At 28.0% G+C, this 22,289-nt stretch carries 19 protein-coding genes; 5 read left to right on the top strand and 14 right to left on the bottom strand.

Going from position 1 to position 22,289, the window contains the following annotated elements; genetic code table 11:
* Together ACQY5W_RS04675 and ACQY5W_RS04670 are read left to right on the top strand one after the other, a co-directional pair.
* The coding region (locus ACQY5W_RS04675; protein WP_428023787.1) for a fumarate hydratase C-terminal domain-containing protein at nucleotides 1-627 on the top strand (627 nt) is incomplete at its 5' end.
* Nucleotides 628-755: 128 nt separating this feature from the next.
* Entirely contained in the window at nucleotides 756-2,861 is a 2,106-nt protein-coding gene (locus ACQY5W_RS04670; RefSeq protein WP_428023786.1) for a cache domain-containing protein, read from the top strand.
* A 32-nt stretch (nucleotides 2,862-2,893) separates the two neighbouring features.
* On the opposite strand, the gene ACQY5W_RS04665 is transcribed toward ACQY5W_RS04670, so the two are convergent.
* The 5 genes from ACQY5W_RS04665 to ACQY5W_RS04645 all read right to left on the bottom strand — a co-directional run bounded on the left by ACQY5W_RS04665 (nucleotide 2,894) and on the right by ACQY5W_RS04645 (nucleotide 8,479).
* On the bottom strand, nucleotides 2,894-5,863 hold the full coding sequence (locus ACQY5W_RS04665; protein WP_428023785.1) for a DEAD/DEAH box helicase: 2,970 nt from the start codon (nucleotides 5,861-5,863) through the stop codon (nucleotides 2,894-2,896).
* A 2-nt stretch (nucleotides 5,864-5,865) separates the two neighbouring features.
* Nucleotides 5,866-6,162 carry a hypothetical protein gene (locus ACQY5W_RS04660; RefSeq protein WP_428023784.1) on the bottom strand — a complete coding sequence of 99 codons (297 nt, stop codon included), beginning with the start codon at nucleotides 6,160-6,162 and terminating at the stop codon, nucleotides 5,866-5,868.
* A 106-nt stretch (nucleotides 6,163-6,268) separates the two neighbouring features.
* On the bottom strand, nucleotides 6,269-7,168 hold the full coding sequence (locus tag ACQY5W_RS04655; RefSeq protein ID WP_428023783.1) for a nucleotidyl transferase AbiEii/AbiGii toxin family protein: 900 nt from the start codon (nucleotides 7,166-7,168) through the stop codon (nucleotides 6,269-6,271).
* A gap of 1 nt (nucleotide 7,169) precedes the next feature.
* Nucleotides 7,170-7,808 (bottom strand): type IV toxin-antitoxin system AbiEi family antitoxin domain-containing protein, encoded by a 639-nt coding sequence (locus ACQY5W_RS04650; protein WP_428023782.1) that lies wholly within the window; start codon nucleotides 7,806-7,808, stop codon nucleotides 7,170-7,172.
* A gap of 323 nt (nucleotides 7,809-8,131) precedes the next feature.
* Nucleotides 8,132-8,479, bottom strand: a complete 348-nt coding sequence (locus tag ACQY5W_RS04645; RefSeq protein WP_428023781.1) for a winged helix-turn-helix transcriptional regulator — start codon at nucleotides 8,477-8,479, stop codon at nucleotides 8,132-8,134.
* A 217-nt stretch (nucleotides 8,480-8,696) separates the two neighbouring features.
* Here ACQY5W_RS04645 and ACQY5W_RS04640 point away from each other — a divergent pair, with 217 nt between their 5' ends.
* Together ACQY5W_RS04640 and ACQY5W_RS04635 are read left to right on the top strand one after the other, a co-directional pair.
* On the top strand, nucleotides 8,697-9,566 hold the full coding sequence (locus ACQY5W_RS04640; protein ID WP_428023780.1) for an NAD(P)-dependent oxidoreductase: 870 nt from the start codon (nucleotides 8,697-8,699) through the stop codon (nucleotides 9,564-9,566).
* A gap of 17 nt (nucleotides 9,567-9,583) precedes the next feature.
* Nucleotides 9,584-10,090, top strand: coding sequence for an SRPBCC domain-containing protein (locus ACQY5W_RS04635; protein WP_428023779.1), 507 nt, complete (start codon nucleotides 9,584-9,586; stop codon nucleotides 10,088-10,090).
* Between the two features lie 77 nt (nucleotides 10,091-10,167).
* On the opposite strand, the gene ACQY5W_RS04630 is transcribed toward ACQY5W_RS04635, so the two are convergent.
* The gene (locus tag ACQY5W_RS04630) at nucleotides 10,168-10,875 is read right to left on the bottom strand and encodes a DUF445 domain-containing protein (protein ID WP_428023778.1); all 708 of its coding nucleotides are present in this window, start codon (nucleotides 10,873-10,875) and stop codon (nucleotides 10,168-10,170) included.
* Nucleotides 10,876-10,997: 122 nt separating this feature from the next.
* On the opposite strand from ACQY5W_RS04630, the gene ACQY5W_RS04625 reads away from it, so the two are divergent.
* Nucleotides 10,998-12,704 carry a GNAT family N-acyltransferase gene (locus ACQY5W_RS04625; RefSeq protein WP_428023777.1) on the top strand — a complete coding sequence of 569 codons (1,707 nt, stop codon included), beginning with the start codon at nucleotides 10,998-11,000 and terminating at the stop codon, nucleotides 12,702-12,704.
* Nucleotides 12,705-12,718: 14 nt separating this feature from the next.
* On the opposite strand, the gene ACQY5W_RS04620 is transcribed toward ACQY5W_RS04625, so the two are convergent.
* From ACQY5W_RS04620 to ACQY5W_RS04585, 8 genes are read right to left on the bottom strand one after another with little or no spacing between them, the layout of a single operon-like run.
* A complete protein-coding gene (locus tag ACQY5W_RS04620; RefSeq protein WP_428023776.1) occupies nucleotides 12,719-14,347 on the bottom strand; it encodes a cation:proton antiporter in 1,629 nt (542 codons plus the stop codon).
* A 7-nt stretch (nucleotides 14,348-14,354) separates the two neighbouring features.
* Nucleotides 14,355-16,475 (bottom strand): TOTE conflict system archaeo-eukaryotic primase domain-containing protein, encoded by a 2,121-nt coding sequence (locus tag ACQY5W_RS04615; protein WP_428023775.1) that lies wholly within the window; start codon nucleotides 16,473-16,475, stop codon nucleotides 14,355-14,357.
* On the bottom strand, nucleotides 16,444-16,902 hold the full coding sequence (locus ACQY5W_RS04610; protein ID WP_428023774.1) for a bactofilin family protein: 459 nt from the start codon (nucleotides 16,900-16,902) through the stop codon (nucleotides 16,444-16,446). Before ACQY5W_RS04610 ends, ACQY5W_RS04615 begins: the two co-directional genes overlap by 32 nt.
* Complete coding sequence (locus tag ACQY5W_RS04605) at nucleotides 16,848-17,762, bottom strand: peptidoglycan DD-metalloendopeptidase family protein (RefSeq protein ID WP_428023773.1); 915 nt, start codon at nucleotides 17,760-17,762, stop codon at nucleotides 16,848-16,850. The genes ACQY5W_RS04610 and ACQY5W_RS04605 overlap by 55 nt, the downstream gene beginning before the upstream one ends.
* Nucleotides 17,746-18,915 carry a bifunctional folylpolyglutamate synthase/dihydrofolate synthase gene (locus ACQY5W_RS04600; RefSeq protein WP_428023772.1) on the bottom strand — a complete coding sequence of 390 codons (1,170 nt, stop codon included), beginning with the start codon at nucleotides 18,913-18,915 and terminating at the stop codon, nucleotides 17,746-17,748. Before ACQY5W_RS04600 ends, ACQY5W_RS04605 begins: the two co-directional genes overlap by 17 nt.
* Before the next feature lie 3 nt (nucleotides 18,916-18,918).
* Complete coding sequence (gene lptE, locus ACQY5W_RS04595; protein WP_428023771.1) at nucleotides 18,919-19,458, bottom strand: LPS assembly lipoprotein LptE; 540 nt, start codon at nucleotides 19,456-19,458, stop codon at nucleotides 18,919-18,921.
* Between the two features lie 2 nt (nucleotides 19,459-19,460).
* Nucleotides 19,461-21,926 carry a leucine--tRNA ligase gene (gene leuS / locus ACQY5W_RS04590; RefSeq protein ID WP_428023770.1) on the bottom strand — a complete coding sequence of 822 codons (2,466 nt, stop codon included), beginning with the start codon at nucleotides 21,924-21,926 and terminating at the stop codon, nucleotides 19,461-19,463.
* The gene (locus tag ACQY5W_RS04585) at nucleotides 21,926-22,270 is read right to left on the bottom strand and encodes a DUF6394 family protein (RefSeq protein ID WP_013134466.1); all 345 of its coding nucleotides are present in this window, start codon (nucleotides 22,268-22,270) and stop codon (nucleotides 21,926-21,928) included. Before ACQY5W_RS04585 ends, leuS begins: the two co-directional genes overlap by 1 nt.
* Nucleotides 22,271-22,289 lie beyond the last annotated feature (19 nt).

Below are 22,289 nucleotides of genomic sequence, written 5' to 3'. Positions count from 1 at the left end.
GATGGACCAGCTGTATTTAATAAACCAGATTTAGATATTTGGCCAGATATTGAATTACCAATGGATACTATTAAAAAAGTAAATATAGAAGATTTAACAAAAGAGAATTTATCTCAATTTAAATCAGGGGATACTTTATTATTATCAGGAAAAATTTTAACAGCAAGGGATGCAGCTCATAAAAAAATAGTTGAATATAAAAATGCTGGTAAACCACTTCCAAATGGAGTTGAATTAAAAGATAGATTTATTTATTACGTTGGACCAGTTGATCCAGTACGTGATGAAGCAGTAGGACCTGCGGGACCAACAACTTCAACAAGAATGGATAAGTTTACAAAAGATATGATGGAAATAGGAATCATGGGAATGATTGGTAAGGCAGAGAGAAAGCAACCAACTATTGATTTAATCAAAGAGTATAAATCAATATACTTAATTGCTACTGGTGGAGCTGCATACTTAATTTCACAATCAATCAAATCAGCAAAAGTTTTAGCTTTTGAGGAACTTGGTATGGAAGCTATTTATGAGTTTGAGGTAAAAGACATGCCTGTTACTGTTGCTGTTGACACCGAGGGTACTTCTATTCATACTACGGGGCCTGCTATGTGGAGAACTATTTAATTATTTTATTAAATTGGGATAAAAGATAACATCTTTTATCCCCTCTAACATATACTTATTATTTTTTAAATCTTTTTTTTCATCTTATTTTGAATATAATAAAATAAAATAATGAGAAACGATACATTATGAAATTGTCAAGTTTAATATTAAAAGCTATTTTTCTAACAGCACTAATATCTACTTTTTTAGCATTTATAATAAATACTTTTTTTGAATATAAAAAATTTCAAGAAGAAAAACAAGCTATTAAAAAAGAATTTATTGCGCAAAAAAAACTTGAACTAAAAACTGAAGTAAATAAAGCATTTAACTATATCTTATACAATGGAAATATCCTAGAAAGTAAAGTAAAAGATAAATTAAGAAGAAGAGTTAAAGATGCTTATAGTATTGCATACAAAATTTATAATGCTAATAAAAATATAAAATCAGAAAATGAAATTAAATATCTAATTGTAACTGCTCTACAAAATATTAGTTATGAAAATGATGACTACTTTTTTATAAATAGTAATAAAGGTAGAGGAATACTTTTTGATAAAAAATCTTTTTTAAATACATATAATGACGTATGGAATTTAAAAGACATTAAAGGCAATTATTTAATTAGAAAACAAAGTGATATTGCGTTAATCCAAAAAGAAGGTTTTGTTAATAACTATTTTAAAAAACCAAATGAAAACAAAGAGTATCCAAAACTATCATTTATAAAACTTTTTGAACCATATGATTGGCATATAGGAATGGGAGCCTATATTGATGAAATTACAACTGAAGCACAAGATGATGTTTTGGAATATATTTCAACACTAAGATTTGGTAAAGATGGTTATATTTTTATTAATTCAGTAGATAAAAAAGCTTTAGTTTTTGATGGTGAAAAATTATCTCCACCAAAAACCTACCCAAACAATGAAATTTTTGAAAAAGAATTAAAGGCAATAAGTAATCCCGAAGGTGGATTTTTCTTTTATAAATTTAAAAAACTAAATACAATAGAAGAATATCCAAAATTAGCCTTTGTAAAAAGATATGATAATTGGAATTGGATTATTGGAGCTGGTGCATATATTGATGAGATTGATATTGAGTTATTAAAAAAAGAGAAACAACTTACAAATGAAATTATTTCTCAAACAATTACTATTTTAATCATATTTATTATTATTTTATTTATAATATTTTTTATATCTAAAAAAATAACTTCTTATATTGAATCAAATATTTTAAATCTTGTACAACTATTTAAAACCTCTTCATTGAATCAAGAAGAGATAAATATTGATAAATTTACTTTTAAAGAGTTTAGAACCATAGCAAAAAATTTAAATAAAACTCTAAGACTTAGAAACAAAGCAGAAAAAAAAGTAAATGACCTAATGGATATAATTAACAAAAATGTAAATATATCAACCACAAATACAAAAGGAATAATTTTAGATGTAAATGACTCTTTTTGTAAATTGTCAGGATATTCAAAAAATGAATTAATTGGAAAATCACACAATATTGTACGCCATCCAGATACACCAAAAGAAGTTTATAAATCTATGTGGGATGATTTGTTAAATGGTATAAAATGGGAGGGTGAATTAAAAAATCTAAAGAAAAATGGTGAAGTTTATTGGGTACATATTGCTATTCATCCAAACTATCAAAAAGGTAAATTAGTAGGATATACAGCTATTAGACAAGATATAACTGATAAAAAAAGAGTTGAATATCTATCTATTACTGATGAATTAACACAAACATATAACAGAAGATATTTTAATACTAAGATTGAAGAAGAGATTAATAGAGCAAAAAGAAATAATTATTATCTTGGTTTTATAATGCTTGATATTGACCACTTTAAACTCTATAATGACACCTATGGACACCATGCTGGAGATTTAGCTTTACAAAAAGTTGCTACAATATTAAAAAAACATACAAGTAGAGCTAGTGATTTTGCATTTAGATTAGGTGGTGAAGAGTTTGGAATTCTTTTCTCATATAAAAATGAAAACGAATCTTTGGAATATGCTAATTTGATTAAAAATGAAATTTTTGAACTAAAAATAGAACATACCACAAGTACCGTAGTTCCTCATATAACTGCATCTTTAGGATTAGTTGTAAAAAAAGGGCAAGATATAAAAAATGTCCAAACAATTTATAAATTGGCTGATGAAGCATTATACAATGCAAAAGCAAGTGGAAGAAATAAAGTATTTGTAAGTAATTAGCTTATTTGAAATAGTAGATTTAATTAAATCTACTATTTTCTTAAATATTTTAAAGTAGTAGCAATAATATCATCATCATCTTTACTTGGTGATTTTATTGTCTCTTTTGTATCATCATTTTTTGTAAAAGTTACATTCATCTCATAACTTGATACTGTTTTTATCTCTTTTTGTAAAGCTAATATTTTTATCATAATTAGTTCTAAGAACTGTTTTGTAGGAGTATCAGGCTTTCCAAATCTATCTTCCATCTCTTCTTCTATTTCATAAATAGCCTCTTTTGATTTTGCCTTTCCAAGTCGTCTATAAAGCTCTAACCTTACTCTATCTTCTACAATATAATCACTTGAAATAAAAGCAGAAATAGCAAGTTTTATATCTACTATTTGACTCTCTTCTTTTGATTCTCCGCTAAGTGTTGCTAAGGTATCTTCAAGCATCTTAAGATATAAACCATAACCTATTTGTTTGATATGTCCACTTTGAGCTTCACCTATGATATTTCCACCACCTCTTATTTCTAAATCTTGATGTGCTAAGGCTGTTCCACTTCCTAAATATGAGTTTGACTCCAACGCAAGTAATCTTTTTATGGCATCGCTTGTAATTTTTTTCTTATCTTCAACTATAAAATAACAAAAACCTTCTTTATGTCCTCTCCCTACTCTTCCTCTTAATTGATGTAAATCTGCTATTCCAAATCTATCTGCTCCATCTATTATCATTGAGTTTGCATTTGGTAAGTGAAGTCCTGATTCTACGATTGAAGTTGCAAGTAAAATATCAAATTTCCCATCATTGAAATCTTCGATTAATTTTTCAGCTTTTACTTGGGTGATTTTTGAGTGAATCATCTCAATTTTTATATTTGGTATTAACTCTTCTATATCTGCTTTTTTTGCTTCCATTGAAGCGATGTTATTATGTACATAAAAAAGCTGTCCACCTCTTCTTTTTTCTCTTAGAACTATCTCTTTAATAAGTTTTTCATCAAACTCTTTTACATATGAACGTACTCCTAATCTCTCTGTTGGAGGAGTTAAAAGTGAACTCATACCTTTTAGTTTTGATAAGGCTAGATTTAAAGTTCTAGGAATTGGTGTAGCACTCATAGAGAAAATATGTACATCTTCTCGAAGTGATTTTAGTTTCTCTTTTTGTTTTACTCCAAACTTATGTTCCTCATCAATCACAACCAAAGCTAAATCTTTTGTTTTAATATCAAGTAAAGAGTGTGTTCCAACTACTAAATCAATATCTCCATTTTCTAGTGCTTTTTTAACATAAGTTTTCTCTTTTGCTGTTGTTTTTCCATCAAGTTGAGCCATTCTAATCCCATACTCATCGAATCTTTTTTTAATCCCATGAAAATGTTGAGAAGCAAGTAAAGTTGTAGGACATACAAAAAGAGCTTGATGTCCATCTAAGATAACAGCCAAAAGTGCATTCATGGCAACTTCTGTTTTTCCAAATCCAACATCACCTGAAAGCAATCTATCCATTACTTTTCCACTACTTAAATCATCAAAAAGCTCTTTTATACTTCTCTTTTGGTCTTTTGTATAATCAAATCCAGCACTTAGTTGGAAATCATTTAATATTTTTTTATTACAATCTATTTTTATACCATTTACAAGTTCTCTGGCAGCTGCTAGTTTTATAATATCATTTGCTATGGCAAAAAGTCTATCTTTTACTTTGTCTTTTAGTTTGGCAAAACTTCCTTTACCTAAAGTATCAACCACAGCATAAGAACTTCCATCTGCTACATATCTATCTATTAAATCTATATTTTCAACAGGAATTAATAGCTTATCTTCATTTGCATAAGCAACTATTACAAAGTCTCTTTTTGCTCCCATTACAACAACTGGCTCAATACCTTTGTATTGTCCAATACCATGCTGTTCATGTACTACATAATCATTTACAAGTAATTCATCAAGTACAAGTTTGATTTTCTTTTTTCTTTTTTTCTTTATCTCTTTGTTAAGTGAGATAATAACCTCATCATTACTCACTAAATTTATTATAAAAGAATCAAAAATATAATTTATAGATTTGTCTGTTAAATCTAAATCATACCCTTTTACTTTTGCTTCAGTAGAAGAGATTATTGTATGTTTTTTTCCATCATGAAAAGTTAAAAACTCTTTTATATTTGCAGGTTCAATTATTTGATATTTTTTTGCTTTTGGTATTTTTGGTAGAGTTAAAAATTTTTCTTTATCTATTCTTTTTGCTTCAAAGATATAGGCTTCTTCTAGTTCATCAAGGGCAGTATAAGTGATATACGAATTAAACTTTGAAGGTAAATACTCACCCAAATCATCCAAATACCAAAATCCCAAAGAGTGTATATCTTTTATAAAAGCATCACTTTCTACACTCTCTAACTCTTCATTGATTCTATCGATTTCATTTTCATCTAAAGCCAAAAAAGCAGGTGTAATATTAAAAAACTCTATCTCTTCTTTTGATGATTTTTGGTCTTCTATATCAAACTCTCTGATACTTTCAACCTCATCATCAAACAAACTTACTCTAAATCCTTTGTTTGCTCCCAAAGGACAAATATCAAGTATATCTCCCCTTAAAGATACTTCTCCCTCACTTGTAACAATATCTACAAAATAGTATCCCCAATTGTAAAGTTTCTCTTTTAATTTTTCCAAATCAATAGTTGAAGCAAACTCTATTTTAAAAGAGTCAAAACACTTTTCAACGGGCATTTTATAAGAAGCTGTTCGTAAAGGTACAACTAAAACTTTATCCTCTTTTTTGTAAGAGTAAAACTCATTTAATGTTTTAGTAATATTTTGTAACTCCTCAGAAAAAGAGAGTAAATCATCTCCAAAGTTAGCTCTAAAATCAGCTAAAAGAAAAGGTTTCTTTTTATTGAAAGCTAAAACATCATAAGCTTCTTGTGCTTCTTTATCATCACTTACTATTAAAAGTTTACAATCATTTTTTTCTTTAAAAAATTCAAATAAAGAGTTCAAAATTATTTAACCTCTTCAAAATCATTTGTCATCTTGTCATAAGTGTAAGCAGGATAAGGAGTCTCATTAAGTAAAAAAACCATATTACATGAGTCAAATTCTGTCTTTTGTAAACCTTTTTTAAATATTTCTAAAATATAAGCCTTTGTAGCAAAAGTTGTAGTGGTGGAAGTTCCTGTATAAACAAACTCTTCATCTGGAACTTTTATAAACCCCTCTTTTACAACATGCTTTTCAAAAACTTCTTTGTCCTTCAATCCACTAACTTCTAATATAACTAATAATTCTATGCCGTCCAATTCTTTTCCATTATAATAATTTGCCTCGCAATTTTAGCATATTAAAACTTTCTAATTTATACATAGTAAAGATTAATTTTCAAGGCTAACTATATTTTTTATCTAATTATTTTGTAAACTTAATCATATTTGCAATAGCACTAAAAAATTCTTTACTCCAAATATTTAATTCATTTTCATCAGAAATAAATCTTTTTACATCATCTTTTGCTAATTCAATATCAAGGGTTTCTATTCTTTTTTGTAATAAGTTTTTAATATTCTCTTCTGAATACCCTTCTATAGAGTTAGGCAAGTTTTCATCTATGCTTTCTAATGCTTTACATCCGCCAGTTAATCTTGTTGCAAGATGGAATAAGTCTAATTCATAAGCACTTTGAACATACCAAACTAAATCATACCAATCTCTACCTTTGGGTCTAGTCTTCCAACCCCTGCACAAAATAGCATGAATTTTACCAGCAAATAAAGATGATGGTGTCATTGTTCTAATCATAAATGGACTTGGTAGTAAATGAAGTTTTTCTTCATCATTAAAATTTATTGGAGGATTTGTATCTACTTCAAATTTAATCTTTAATGTTTTTCCTGAATGAAATGTTTTTATAATATCATCAGGAGCATTAATAGCTATTAAATGTTTAAGAGTATTTCCTTTTAAAAAAGCAGATTGTACAGCACTTGTATCTTTTATTTTTGTTTGTATTTGGGCTTCAAATCCATATGTTTGGAGCTTGTCTATTACAGCTTTTTCATACTTTGAAAGGTCAAATGATGGGTCAGGTTTTATTAATGAAAAATCTAAATCTTCCGAAAATCGTGGTAAATTATAAAGTATTCTTAATGCTGTTCCTCCATAAAATACTGCATGTTTAAAAAAACCTGCATCACTTAAAGCAGCTAATACAATCTCTTGTAAAATTTCTCTTAATGCTTCAAATGGATCATCTTTTGTTAAATCATATTTCTTTAACATTGCTTCTATATGTGGATGTGCTGTTGCCAACTTAACTCCTTTTGATTATTGAGGCTAGAGATTGTAAAGTTTTTGATGAATATGCCATAGAAATTTTCCATATAAGTTTACTATCTAAACTTTTTAAATCATCAATATCAATTCTTAAATCCTCTTCCAAATAACTTTCTATTTCATCTTTTTTAATATTTGAAACTCTTTTATCTGTATATATTTTATCACACAATGCTTTCTCAGCCGTCGCAATCATATATCCACCATCATTTTCATCAAACTTCCAATCTATACCCAAAGAGTATGCTATTAAAGGAATCTTTGTATATGAAAATCTTCCTAATGGTGTTTCAAATTCTTTACTACGGGATGTACTAGCTGATGTAATTGTATATACTCTTTCAGGTATTAAGCTATAAAAAGACAAAGCATATTCAAATGATACATAAGAGGGTTTATATAGCATATTTGCAGTTGAAATTAAATTTAAAGAATGATTTCTATAATCTTCTGAAAAAGTATAAATACCTTTTTTTAACTGAATTAATTCACCCTTTTTAATCATTGCATTAATTTTTTGTACAGGATGGGAGTATTCTTCTTGTAAAATACTTTTTATCATCTCAACTGAAAAAGTGTTTAGACTTAATTTTTTTCTAATATCAAATATATTCATAAAAGAACTATATATCATTTAAACTTAAATTAAGCTATATTAAACATAATAATATACAAAAAACATATTATTTAGTTCAATATAGCTTAAATATTAATTAATTTAATAAATTTATATTTTTTTGTATTATTCCACTCTTTTAAAATATTCGATATTTTCATTTATTGTGTTTTAAAATTTCAATCCACTAACTTCTAATATAACTAATAATTCAATATTTTCCAATTTTTCTCCTAAAGTACTACAAAAATCAATTAAATAAATTTATGAAAATAATATTGTATTTAAAATAAGGTTTACTTTGGGGTTTAAATAATTACTAATCAAAGCTTGCAAAGCACTTCAATTCCATTGTTTTCTCCATATTCAACACCCCATTCTTTCATCAAAATAAATATTTCACCTAATTTTTTACCTTGTTCTGTCAATGAGTATTCAACTTTTGGCGGAATTTGATTATAAACCTTTCTCTGAACTAATTTACTTTTTTCCATTTCTCTTAATTGTTGAGTTAACATTTTTTGGGTTATTTCAGGTATTGCTCTATCTAATTCACCATATCTTAAAATACCTTTTTCATGAAGATGCCAAAGTATTAAACCTTTCCATTTTCCACCTACAAGTTCTAATGTCAATTCAAAACCACAGTTGTATGACTTTTTCTTTGCCAAATACATTCCTTTTTATATGTACAATATTTTTATTGTATTATAGCAAAAAATATTCTATATAGTTGGTTTAGCAAATCAAAAATTTGATTTTTTTAATTCTTTTTATACATTACTTTTCAATATATCTTACTTTTTAGTATGTATCATACTTTTTAGTATATACTTGACTAAAACAAATATATAAACTATGATTTCATAAAAATTAAAAGGAAAGCAAATGAAAATAGGATGGATAGGTTTAGGAGCTATGGGAAAACCTATGGCTACAAATCTTTTAAATGAGTTAAAAAGTATAAATGTTTATAATAGAACTACTCAAAAAACACTAGAACTAGTAAGTAAGGGTGCTACAGCTTTTAATAGTATAAAAGAATTAGTTGAAAATTCAGATATTATCTTTTTAATGTTAACAAATACAGATGCAATAAGAGATGTATTGACATCAAAAGATTGTGTTTTAGATTCACTAATAAAAGGGAAAATAATAGTAGATATGAGTACAATCTCTCCAGAAGATTCAAAAGAATTTTTCTCGTTAGTAAAAGAAAAAGATTGTTCATATATAGATGCACCAGTATCAGGTTCTATAGGGGCAGCAATTACAAAGCAATTAGTTGTTTTAACTGGTGGCGAAGAAAAAGCAAAAGATGTTTGTAAAAAATATTTTGAAATATTAGGTAAAGCTACTATTGATTTTGGAGAAAGTTCAAATGGAAGTATTGCAAAACTGTCAATCAATATGCTTTTAGGTGTATTTACCCAATCTATGGCTGAGTCTTTAACTTTTGCTCTAAAGCTTGGATTAGAAAAAGAGAAAGTACTAAATATGATATCTTTATCAGGAATGAATACACCTCTATTTCAATCAAAAATAGAATCTTTTACAAAAGAGATTTACCCTTCAGCTTTTGCACTTGAACTTATGTCAAAAGATTTAGGATTGTTAAACGATATGATAGATAAACATCATTTAGATCTCCCTTTAAGCAAAATCGCAAATGAAACATATAAAAAAGCAAAAGAGAGTGGTTATGGAAAAGAAGATTTAGCAGCAGTTATCAAAACTGTAAGAGAAGATAATAAATAAATTTAAAAGGATAAAATATGAATTCAATAGTTTGGCCAAAAGGTTATGTACCAGGATATAGTGATAATTATGTATCAAATGAGATGATAATAAAAGATTTGTCTTTAGAAGCTGTTTGGGAAAATTTAGTAAATACTTCTGTTTGGGATAAATACTACTCTAATATGGCAGATGTAGAGTTTTACAATGAAAAAGGACCTTATTTAGAAGAAAACTCTCGATTTAAGTTTAAAACATTTGGTTTTCCAATAGAAGCAGAGATAACAGAATTTGTTCCACCTTTTGATGGGGAAGCAGGAAGAGTTGCTTGGCATGGTTGGAATGAGGTTGAAAATCAAGATGAAAGACTAGATGTGATTCATGCTTGGTTAATAGAAGAGTTACCAGGAAATAGAGTAAGAGTTTTAACTCAAGAAACTCAAAATGGTAAACCAGCAATTGAATTAGCAAAAACAAGACCAAATCCAATGTTAAATGGTCATCAAGAATGGCTTGATGGACTTATATCATACTCAAAAAATTAGTTTTATTGTTATCGTTTAGAATATTCTAAATGATAACAATAACCTTTTTTAGAATAGAAAAGTTATTTATTATCAACCTACATTATTAAAGTAGATGCGAATCCAATAAGTCCACCAAAAACTCCACCCCAAACAACAAGCCAACCAAGGTGTTCTTTTATCATCTTTTGAACAATCTCTTTTACCATCTTTGGAGTTAACTCTTCAAGTCTTTTATTTACAATAAGACTTACTTTTTCATAAATATCATCACTTACATTTGATGAACCTAAACTTTGGTGAAGTGAAGATTGAAAAGATTCGTTTTTTGAGATACCAACAATTGCACCTTTTAATTTATCTACAAATGGTTCTTTCAAAGGTTCAAGTGCAGCTTCTCCACCAAACATTCCTAGCATTCCACCAAATGGTGATTCAAGTACTGCTTGTTTTAGAGAATCAAAAGCTGGCGTAAAATCTGTCTTTTCTAAAATTGGTGATAAATCAAAATGTGATTTTTTTGAAGTGATTTCTTCTTCAAAAAACTTTTGTAAGTTTTCTTTTGTAAAAAACTGCTCCATAATTAAAGAATGAATCCCATTTTTAAACTCACTAAATCTATTTTCAACTACACCACTTCCATATAAAAAAGGAACTTTTTCAAAAAGCATATGTACTGCAAGCCAATTTGTAACTGCACCACTTAGAGCAAAAAGCCCTACCATAAAAAGTACATCTTGTTTTAAAACAAAACCTAAAATAACCACTACCAATGATAATAAATTTGTTGCTAATGATTTGTTCAAAAACTTCTCCCTTGACTTTTTTTTGTGGAGTTTACCATAAACAAACAAAGGAAAAAATCAAAAAAAGAGTAACCATCATGTAATCATTTAAATATAAAATTTCAAATAACAAAAGGATACAAATGGTAGATGTAAAAAAAGAGATAAAGAAAAAATTTCCAAAGATAGATATTGAATCATCTTTTATAAATAAATCTTTAATCAAAATTGCAAAAAAAGTAGTACATGAAGAGTCTATAAATGAATTTTTACAAACAAATGCCCATAAAAAAGGTTTTGAGTTTGTTGATGCTGTTTTAGATAATTTTGATTTTGATTATACTGTTTCAAGTAATGATATACAAAATATACCAACTTCTGGAAAAGTAGTAATTATAGCAAATCACCCACTAGGTGGTTTAGATGCTTTATGTTTATTAAAACTTGTGGGAAAAGTAAGAAAAGATGTAAAAATAGTTGCAAATGACTTTTTAGCAGGAATTGAAGCTCTTAGTTCTTTATTTGTACCAATTGACAATTACAAAAGAAGACAAAGTAAAAAAGATATCAAGGCTATCTATGATGCACTAAATGCTGACCAAGCTATTATAATATTTCCAGCTGGAGAAGTAAGTCGTGCAACAGCTAAAGGTATAAAAGACCCTTCTTGGAATAAAGGCTTCTTAAGTTTTGCACAACATTGCAATGCCCCGATACTTCCTATACTTGTTGATGGTAAAAACTCAAAACTATTTTATACTATCTCAATACTAAATAAAACTTTTTCAACTCTACTTTTATCAAATGAGATGTTTAAAAAGAAATCAAAAAGAATTAGTATCAAAATTGGTGAAATTATTCCAAATGAACATATTATGCCAAAAGGAATTGATAAAAAATATCTAATCACTTTATATAAAAAACATCTTTATGCTCTAAAAAAAGGAAAAAAATCTTTTTTTATAACCCAAAAAGCAATAGCCCATCCAGAAAGCAGACAAGAGATAATCAATGAATTAAAAAATTCAAAAGTTATTGGTGAAACTTCTGATGGTAAAATAATATACTTGTATAACTATAGTGAAGACTCAATTGTCTTAAAAGAACTTGGAAGATTAAGGGAGTTATCATTTAGAAGTGTTGGTGAAGGAATCAACAAAAAAAGAGATACTGACAAATATGATATTTATTATGAACACATTATATTATGGGATAAAGATGCTTTAGAAATAGTAGGTTCATATAGAATTGGAAATGGTGAATTTATAAATAATAATTTAGGAGTTTCTGGATTTTATTCTCATACTTTATTTGAATATAAAAATGATTTCATACCTTATTTAAATGATTCGATTGAGTTAGGACGTAGTTTTGTTCAGCCAAAATATTGGGGAAGTAGAGCTTTAGATTATCTTTGGTATGGAATAGGTGCATACTTAAAAGCAAATCCACAAATCAAATATATGTATGGTCCAGTTTCTATTTCAGCTTCACTACCAAAAATTGCAAAAGATATGCTTGTATTTTATTACTCTTTATATTATTCAAGTGATAAAAATTTACTTGAATCAAAACTACCGTATCAATACTCTGTTGATGTTAAATCATTAAAAGAGATGTTTTCATGTAGCGATAAAAAAGAGGATTTTAAAAGATTAAAAACAGCATTATCAAATATGGGTGTTGCTGTTCCAACTCTATATAAACAATATTCAGAGCTATGTGAAGATGGTGGAGTTAATTTTCAAGGATTTAACATAGACCCTAATTTTTCAAATTGTGTTGATGGTTTGATTGTTGTGGAAATAGAAAAAATAAAAGATAAACAAAAAGCTAGATATATGAAATAAGATACTTTTGTATCTTATTTCTTAGAAAAATCAATACTACAAACTCTCGTTTCTTCAACTAAAGCTTTTGCTACTATTTGGTCATCTACAACAATATGTTCTAAATGTAATCCCTCTAAAAGTTTTATATCTTCTGTTTTTGTAACTTTTACTATTGTTTTAGTATTTTTTGTCAAATCATGGACTGTTTCACACACAATTCTTAGCTGATTTGGATTATCTATTGCTACAATAACTGCACAAGCTTTTTTTATATTTACAGACTCTAAAATATGTTTTTGAGCTGCATTTCCAAAAATAATTGGCTCATTATCATTTTTTCCCATTTGGTAAAATAAAACCTTATTTTCAATAATTATATAATCATTTCTCATATCTTTTAATTCTCGTACAATCTCTTGCCCCAAATGCCCATATCCAAGAACAACCACATGACCTTTTAAATCCTTGTCAACTGCCATTGTTGTAGGAACTTCCATCACATCATCAGGCAATAATGAAGTTGTGATTTTTGATAGGTTTTTAAGTGCTATTGGAGTTAAAACCATAGATAAAACTATTGTTACTATTAATATTTGAGTGTGAGTAGAGTCCAGTAAATTTGCACTTCTAGCTAACTCTAAAATAGCCAGTGAGAACTCACCAATTTGTACTAAAGAAAAAGCTGTTTTAAAAGCAACTCTTTTTGTATCATCAATTCTAACAATTGCATAGATTATCAAATATTTTAAAATCATTAAAATAGGAAGTAATAATAAAATCGTAAATAGATGCTCATAAATCATAGAAAAATTTATTTGCATACCAACGGTAATAAAGAAAACTCCAAGTAACAAATTCCTAAATGGAATAAGATCTGATTCTACTTGATGTTTAAATTTAGTTTCAGATATCATCATACCAGCTACAAAAGCTCCCAATGAATAAGAAAAGCCAAAATAGTGAGCCATGTATGAAGCACCTATTGCAATAAGCAATACTGAACCCACAAATAACTCTTCTGAATTTGTTTCGCTAACATGGGTAAAAAATGGTTCAAGTAAATATTTACCTGCTAAATATAGTATTCCTATTAAAACAGCTGCTGCAACAGTTGTTTGAAAAATTATATATGCAACACTATCTTCAGAGTTTGTTGTAAAAATTGATATCATTAAAAGGATTGGGATTACAGCAATATCTTGCATAATCAAAATCCCTAAAACCCTTTGTCCATGTCTTTTTTTAATATCTCTATTTTCATTATATGTTTTTAGTACTATTGCTGTAGAAGATAATGATAAAGCAGTTCCAATTATCATAGAAGTTTGAAAATCAAAATTTAATATATAAAAAGAGATAAAAACTACTATTAGTGTAGTAATTACAACTTGTAAACTTCCAGTTAAAAAAACTTCCCTTTTCATTCTAATAAGGGCATCAACAGAGAACTCTAAACCAATTGTAAACATCAAAAATACAACCCCGAACTCTGCTATTTCTTTTAGGTCGTGATTGTTTACCACTGTTTCATGTAAACCAAATAAATAAGCAATAATAGTACCTGTAAATATATATCCAATGATAGTTGGCAAGTGAAATTTTTTTAAAATCAAATTAACAATAATTGCGATAAAGATTGTTGATACAATAATTCCTAACATTTTTATCCTAAAAAATTCTATAGTGCATCTGTTTATAACCTTCAAGCCTTTTTTTAAAAGTAGAGTTTAACATTGCATTTTTTGAATCAAGTAAATCTATGGCTAAGCACTCTTGCCCATCTCGACCAACTCTTCCTAAATATTGAACCAGTCTTCCATAATATGAAATAGGAGTAACAAAAATAATTGTATTTAAATGTGGGAAATCTATCCCCTCACCAAAGTACGAAGTTGTTGCAAGTATTAAGTTGCTATTTTCTATTAAATCCAAATTCTCTTGTTGCTCTTTTTTACCTAGACTTCCATGAATACTAACATATTCTAGGTTGTTTTTTATTAATAGCTCTTCTAAAATATTGATGTGTTCAATTCTATCAGTTAAAATTAAGATTTTTCTGTTTTTATGCTCTAAAATCTCTTTTATAATCAACTCATTTCTTTGTTTATCTACAGTTATTTCATTTATCAGTTGTGCATAATTATCTGCTTCACTTTTAAAATCAGTATTTACTACTTTTACCCTATGTGTCATTGTTCTTTTCTTTTTATATTCATAGGATATTTGTCCTAGTTGCTGAAAAAGTATTGGTTCTAAGCCATCTTTTCTATTTGGTGTTGCACTAAGTCCTAAAACATATTTACCACAATATTGTTTTATAATTTGCTCAAAAGTAACAGCTGGTATATGGTGACACTCATCAACAATCACAAAAGAGTAGTTTTTTATAAGTTCTGGTTGATTTTTCAAACTTTGCATAGTTGCAATATCAAGTTTATTATTAAGTTTATTTTTGCTTTTTCCCAAAAATCCTATCTCTTTTTTATTCATGCCAAAATAATCCACAAACCTTTGAATCCACTGATCTAAAAGCATATTTTTGTTTACTATAATTAAAGTATTTACTGCTCTTTGCTCTATCATTTTTGCACCAATTAAAGTTTTTCCAAATCCAGGAGGAGCAACACAAATAGAAAAATCTTTTTTCAATACTTTTGATATGGCTAAGTTTTGTTCCTCCCTTAGCTCAAATTTTATTTTAGGAAAATTCTCTTTATTTTCTACTCTTTTATCTTCTAAAGAGTAATTTACATCATTTTGTTTTAATATTTTTAAAACTGCCCCAAGTAGACCCCTTGGAAGTTTTAAATAACTCTCATCTTCTTCATAATTTTTTATTTGTTTAGGAGTATTGTAAAGAGGTTTTCGTAAAGAAATTAAAATTTTAATTTGTGGATTATCAAAAACGGCTAAGTTTTTTAACTCATTTAAAAATGATTTTGATAAATTTTTTGTTTTTATATATACATAATCAAAAATAGTTATTTCTAGAATAAATTTAGGATATTCAACCCTATCTTGAGCTTTATTTTCCCAGCTTTGTAAACTATTTTCTTCATTTGATTTTGAGATAGTTAAAACTTTGCTTTTAGATATTTTTTCTACATTTGCCAAATAATTCCATTGGTCATCATATGGCATAAAGGTATTACAATCAAAAAAAACAGTTTTATTACTCTCTCTAAGTTTTAAATGCAATGGCAATTCAATATAAGAACCAAAATTTGAGCTATTTACAAACTCCGAATTTGGATAAATTTTAGCACTAATATTTGCACTTTTAATAATATTTTGTAAGAACTCTTTTGCTTCACTTGCTTGAATATTCTCTTCAAAAAAGAACCAAACTAAAATATCATTATAAGAATCAAATTGATAGTTCCCATTTAGCGTTAACTGTTTCAAAGCACTTTGTAATTTTGATATATCATTTTTAGAGATTTTTAAAACTGCATATTTACATCTATTACTTATGGATATAGTGTAAGTTGCAAGTTGTACTTTTCCCCGTAAGTGCTGTTCAATATCTTGATTTAAAAGGGGTAAGTAATCCTCACCTTGGAAAGTTTTAGTAACAGGGAAATAAGACTCTTTTGTGGAGTCTTTACTAACCCATTTTTTTAAGTACACATCAGGACGAGACACAAATAAAGATTTAAATAAATCGATTTTTTCATCTTTATTTAACTCTTTTTTATTTAACTCTTTTTCTAATAGAGCTATCTCTTTTTCAATATTTAGTTTGTCTTGGTAAAGCTTATTTAATCTTTTCTGTATTTGGGTTTGCATATGGGCTATCTTCTTGTTTACTTGATACAAAACCACCAATTCTGTTCTCTATTTCGTTATATCTACTTTTTAGTTCAGAATTTTTTCTACTAACTCTTCCTTCAAATTTAGCATCTTCTTCGATTATTAAATCATTGTAAGTAAAATCACCAATAACTTTTCCAGCAGATAATACTTGCATAATATTACAATCAATTTTACCATCAAAAAAACCACTTATAACCACGTGATTTGCTTTAATATCACCGATTACTTCTCCAGTTTTTCCAATAGAAATTGCATCGGCTTCTAAAATAACACCTTCAAATTTACCATCAATATGAACAGTACCTTGTGTAGAAATTCCACCAATAATACAAGTTCCTTTTGCTATTACAGTTGCCCCAGCTTCTGTTGCTCTTTTATCAGATTTACCAAATATTCCCACCTTACTCTCCTTTGTTTACTAAATATTGAATCATATTTCTTCAAATCCCAATCAATAAAATCCTTTGGATCTAAAACCATACTTGCATATCTTACCTCATAATGTAAGTGTGGACCTGTACTTCTCCCAGAATTTCCAGTCATTCCAATAACTTGATTCTTTTTAATTACATCACCAAGTTTAACATTTGTAGCTTTTAGATGTGCATAAACCGTTTCAAATCCAAAGTTATGTGCAATAATTACTACTCTACCAAAATCTCCTGTATCACGTGATTGGACATACCTAACTACACCATCAGCAGTTGCATAAACTGGCGTTTTTATATGGGCACGTAAATCAATTCCCCTATGAAATTTTTTTTCATTTGTCACAGGATGAATCCTATATCCAAAATTTGCAGATACGCTAATCTCTTGCAATGGTGTACCATTTGGAATAGTAGATAACATATACATTTTTTGAGCTGGTGTTATTTTAGTCAAAGTAGCCTTTGTAATAGCTATTTGTTCATTTGAATCTCTTTTTAATCCTACAATTTCTTCAATACTATCTAGTTTGCTACTTAATTCTTCTATATCTTGAACTTTACCCTTAATTTGCATAGAGTAAAAAAGATTTTGTGCTTGTAGCTTCTTCTCTTTTTCTGTTAATATTGCAATCTCTTTTTCTTTTTTGGCTTTAAATTCACTAATTTCACTTGATAAAAATGAAATAAACCAAAAAGAACCAGCTATAATCAATACAGTTGCAATAATTACAATAAAAATAATCTTTCTAAAAAGCTGATGAATATTGTATGATTTAGTGCTATTTACATCCGAAACTGTAATAACTAATCTATTATTTAATATCTTCATCTACTCTTTTCTCAATTTTCAAAAATTTTTCTACGACCAAAAATGAACCAAAAACCAAATACTCTTCATTTTCTAAGATCTCATTTTTAAACAATTCCGATATTATATTCAAATTTTCACAAACATTCATTAAAGTAGTCTGTTTTACCACTCTTTTATCATCTAATGGCAAAATATACAACTTTTTTATTATAGGTTTTAGTATCTTAAGTACTTTTTCATAATCTTTATCCCCATAACTATTATAAATAAGATTGATTTTTTTATTGCTAAACTCTTCTAAAATACTTCTTGCAGCTAAAGGATTATGACCAACATCTAAAGTAATATTACTTTTATATTTTTCACATCTTCCACTTAATTTCATATTTTCAAACATTTTTATATGTAACTCAATATTTAAATACTTTAAAGCTGCAATTACTAAAGAGATATTTTTTAATAAATATTTAGGAAAATATGTATTTAAATCACTTACATCAATATTAAAATCATTTAAAGTAAATAATTCTATACCTCTTTCCTCTTTTATTGTTTCTCCATGCAAATAGACTTCATCATGGATTTGTGCACCAATAATCATGACCTTATCACATGAACGCATTTTTGTTAAAGAGATATCTTTTATGGAATTGCCAAGAAAACTTTGATGGTCTAAATCTATTGTAGTAATTAGTGATAAATCATTTGTTGCAACATTTGTTGCATCAAACTCTCCACCAAGTCCTGCTTCTAAAATAAGATAATCTCTATTTGAACTTAAATAAAAAGCTAAAAGTGTAGTGTACTCAAAGTAAGTAAGTTTTTCTAAAAGTGATATTTCTAAAATATCTTGCAAAAACTTGTGTGCTTTTTCTAGTTCTGTATCACTTACATCAAAATTATTTATCCATATTCTTTCATTAAAATCTTTTATATGTGGAGAGCTATAATGAAGAACATTTTTGCCAATATTAAACAAATATGTTGATAAAAATCTTCCTGTAGTCCCTTTTCCATTAGTTCCAACAATATGAATTATATAGGGTAGTTTTATTTTTTGTTTTAAAATTTCAAAAGAGTTCCTAACTATGCTAAAGTCTATTTTATCATAGTACATAGTTTTATAATCTAGAAACTCTTTTAAAGGAATTTTCTTAAAATCAATCTTCACGTTTTAGTTTTTGTTTAATGTTTTTTTTGGCTTTTCAAATGATAATACTGCTATTTTAGATATTACTTCATCTAAAGCTTTTGTTGATGCAATTTTTATAGCTTCAAATCTTTTTGCATCTGAAATAGTTCCACCATTATCTATTGAAAAATCATATGTTCCTGAAACATTAAAATTTCTATATATTTTTTGCTTTTCGTTAGTATAATGTACATTTACACTTGATGTTGCTTTATACAATTTTGAATAACCATCAGCATCATATTGTAGTGTTGTAAAACTTGTAGAGTTCAAAGTTACTATTGCAATTGTATCAGCAAGTTCTTTTTTATTAACTAATTTAGCATCTAATTTATGAACTAAAAGTTCATTCATTGCATCTTTTATTAATACAGAGTTTTTTGGATCTTCTATATTAACTCTTAAGTCAACAAAAACATTTCCATTTATCTCTTTTTTTGCATAATACGAACCTGGTTTATATCCGCAAGCTGTAAAAATAAAGCCAATTAAAAATGCCAATACAATTGATTTTAGTTTCATAATTATCCCTTAATTACTAAGTTCACCAATTTATTTGGAACAACTATTTCTTTTATTATCTCTTTTCCCTCTATCCATTTTTCTGTTGTCTGTTTTGCTATTGCCAATACTTCATCTTTTGAAGCATTTGGAGCAACTTCTATTTCAGCTCTTTTTTTACCGTTTATTGTAATAGCTAAAGTTATTGTATCTGATACAAAAACCTCTTCTTTTACTTTTGTTTCATTATTAAAGTTTTTCAACTCAAATAATTGATTTGATAATTCCCAACAAAGATGAGGAATAATAGGTTCTAAAATATTTGTTAATACATAATAACCCTCTGCCCAAATAGTTTTATTATCTTGAACATTTAAAGCATTCATAGCTTCCATTGAAGCAGCAATTAATGTATTGAAAGCATAAGTTTTAGAGAAAACTTCATTTGATTTTTGTAAAGCTTCATAAACTTTTTTTCTAGCTTCTTTTTCATCTTTTGATAAAGAGTTATGGTCAATAGAGTTTATCTCTTCGATTGTCACCCCTTGAGCCATTTCAGCTTTAGATGAAAATCTTTTTATAAATCTATATGCTCCATCAACTGCACTATCATTCCAATCAAGCTCTTTTGTTGGAGGAGCAGCAAAAAGCATAAATAACCTTGCCGTATCAGCACCATATTTTTCAACAATCATATCAGGATCTACAACATTCCCTTTTGATTTTGACATTTTTGCACCATCTTTTAAAACCATACCTTGAGTAAGAAGTCTTTTAAATGGCTCTTTTGAGTTAGTATATCCAAGTTTATTTAAAGCTTTAGTGAAAAATCTTGCATATAATAGATGTAATATCGCATGCTCAATTCCACCAATATATTGGTCAACATCCATCCAATAATCACTATCTTCTTTAGATATTCCTTCAGTATTCCATTTTTTATTATTTGTAGCATATCTTAAAAAGTACCAAGATGATTGAACAAATGTATCAAGAGTATCTGTTTCTCTAATGGCATCTTTACCACATTTTGGACATGTACAATGCTTCCATGTAGGATGTTTATCTAAAGGATTTCCTTCACCTGTTATCTCCACATCTTCTGGTAATGCAACTGGAAGATTTTCGATTTTTTCAGGAACCAAACCACAATCATCACAATGTATAAATGGAATTGGAGCTCCCCAATATCTTTGTCTTGAAACACCCCAATCTCTTAGTTTATAATTAACTTTTTTTGTTCCAAAAGAATTTTGTTCAAAGTGATAAATAATAGCTTTTTTTGCTTTTTCATTATCTAAGTTTGTAAAACCTTCAGAATTAATCAAAGTTCCTGCATCAGTATAAGCCTCTTTCAGATTTGAAATAAGCCCATCTTTTCCAACAATTACTTGATTGATTGGTAAATCATACTCACGTGCAAATTCAAAATCTCTTTGGTCATGTGCAGGTACTGCCATAACTGCTCCACTTCCATATGATACTAATACAAAGTTTGCAACCCACACAGGTATTGTTTTTCCTGTTAATGGATGAAGAACATCTAATTCTAAAGAAACACCCTCTTTAGGCATAGTTGCTCTATCTCTTTCGCTAACTTTTTGCATAGCTTTTATTTTATTTATTTTGTTTTCATCAAGTAGTTCATTTTCTACTAGATATTTAACAATCGGGTGTTCTGGTGAAAGAGCAGTATATGAAACTCCATAGATAGTATCAGGTCTTGTTGTAAAAACATCAAACGAAGCAAAGTTTTTATTTAATTTATATCTTGAGTCTTTTGTAAGTTCAAATGTAAATTCTAAACCTTCACTTCTTCCTATCCAATTCTCTTGCATAGTAAGTACTTGTGATGGCCATGAACCTTCAAGTGTTTTTAAATCATCAAGTAATTCTTGTGCAAATTTTGTAATTGCAACATAATAGCCAGGCATCTCTTTTTGCTCAACAGGAGTATCACATCTCCAACAACATCCCTCTTCTACTTGCTCATTTGCTAAAACTGTATGACAAGGTTCACACCAGTTTACAGTAGTTGATTTTTTGTATAAAAGACCCTCTTCATACATCTTAATAATAAACTCTTGTTCCCATCTAGTGTATAGTTCATCACTAGTTGCAAACTCTCTATTTTGAGAAAAACTTAAACCTAAACCATTAAGCTCTTTTCTCATATAGTCTATGTTTTCATAAGTCCATTTTTTAGGGTGTAATTTGTGCTTAATAGCTGCATTTTCAGCAGGCATACCAAAACTATCCCAACCAATTGGATGCAATACATTGAAGTTTGATTTTCTAAAAAATCTAGCAAAAGCATCACCTAAACAGTAGTTTCTAACATGTCCCATATGTATCCTACCACTTGGGTATGGAAACATACTTAAAATATATTTTTTATCTTTTTTTGTATCATCACTTGGTTCAAAACTATTGTTTTCTAACCAATAGTTTTGCCACTTTTTCTCTATCTCTTGTGGATTGTACTCCATTAAAACTCATCCTTTTCTTGACTTTTTGCACTTTCGATTAATGCTAAGGCTATAGAAAAAATATTTGCAACAATTGCCCCAATAGCAAGAGCTATAGCCAATCTTTCATCACCCATAAAAGTAAGAACCATAAATGCAGGTATCAAGTGTAAGTCAGCAACTAAAGAACTTGCAAGTAATTCCGCAGACAATAAGTTTCTAACACCTAATTTTAAAATTGTAGATATTACATTAACCCCAGCTGCTAAAAACAGTGCCAAAGAGTTTGGCTCATATAAAAACCCTGCTGTTGTAGTTAAAGACATTAGTGAAAAGAATATATAGGTTACTTTACCCCAATCCATGTTCATCCTTTTAAAGTAT

Origin of the sequence: Arcobacter sp. (genome assembly GCF_050300555.1) — a bacterium.
Taxonomy (GTDB): Bacteria; Campylobacterota; Campylobacteria; order Campylobacterales; family Arcobacteraceae; genus Arcobacter.
The sequence above is the reverse complement of the archived record's forward strand: the minus strand, read 5'-3'. Positions and strand labels throughout refer to the sequence as shown.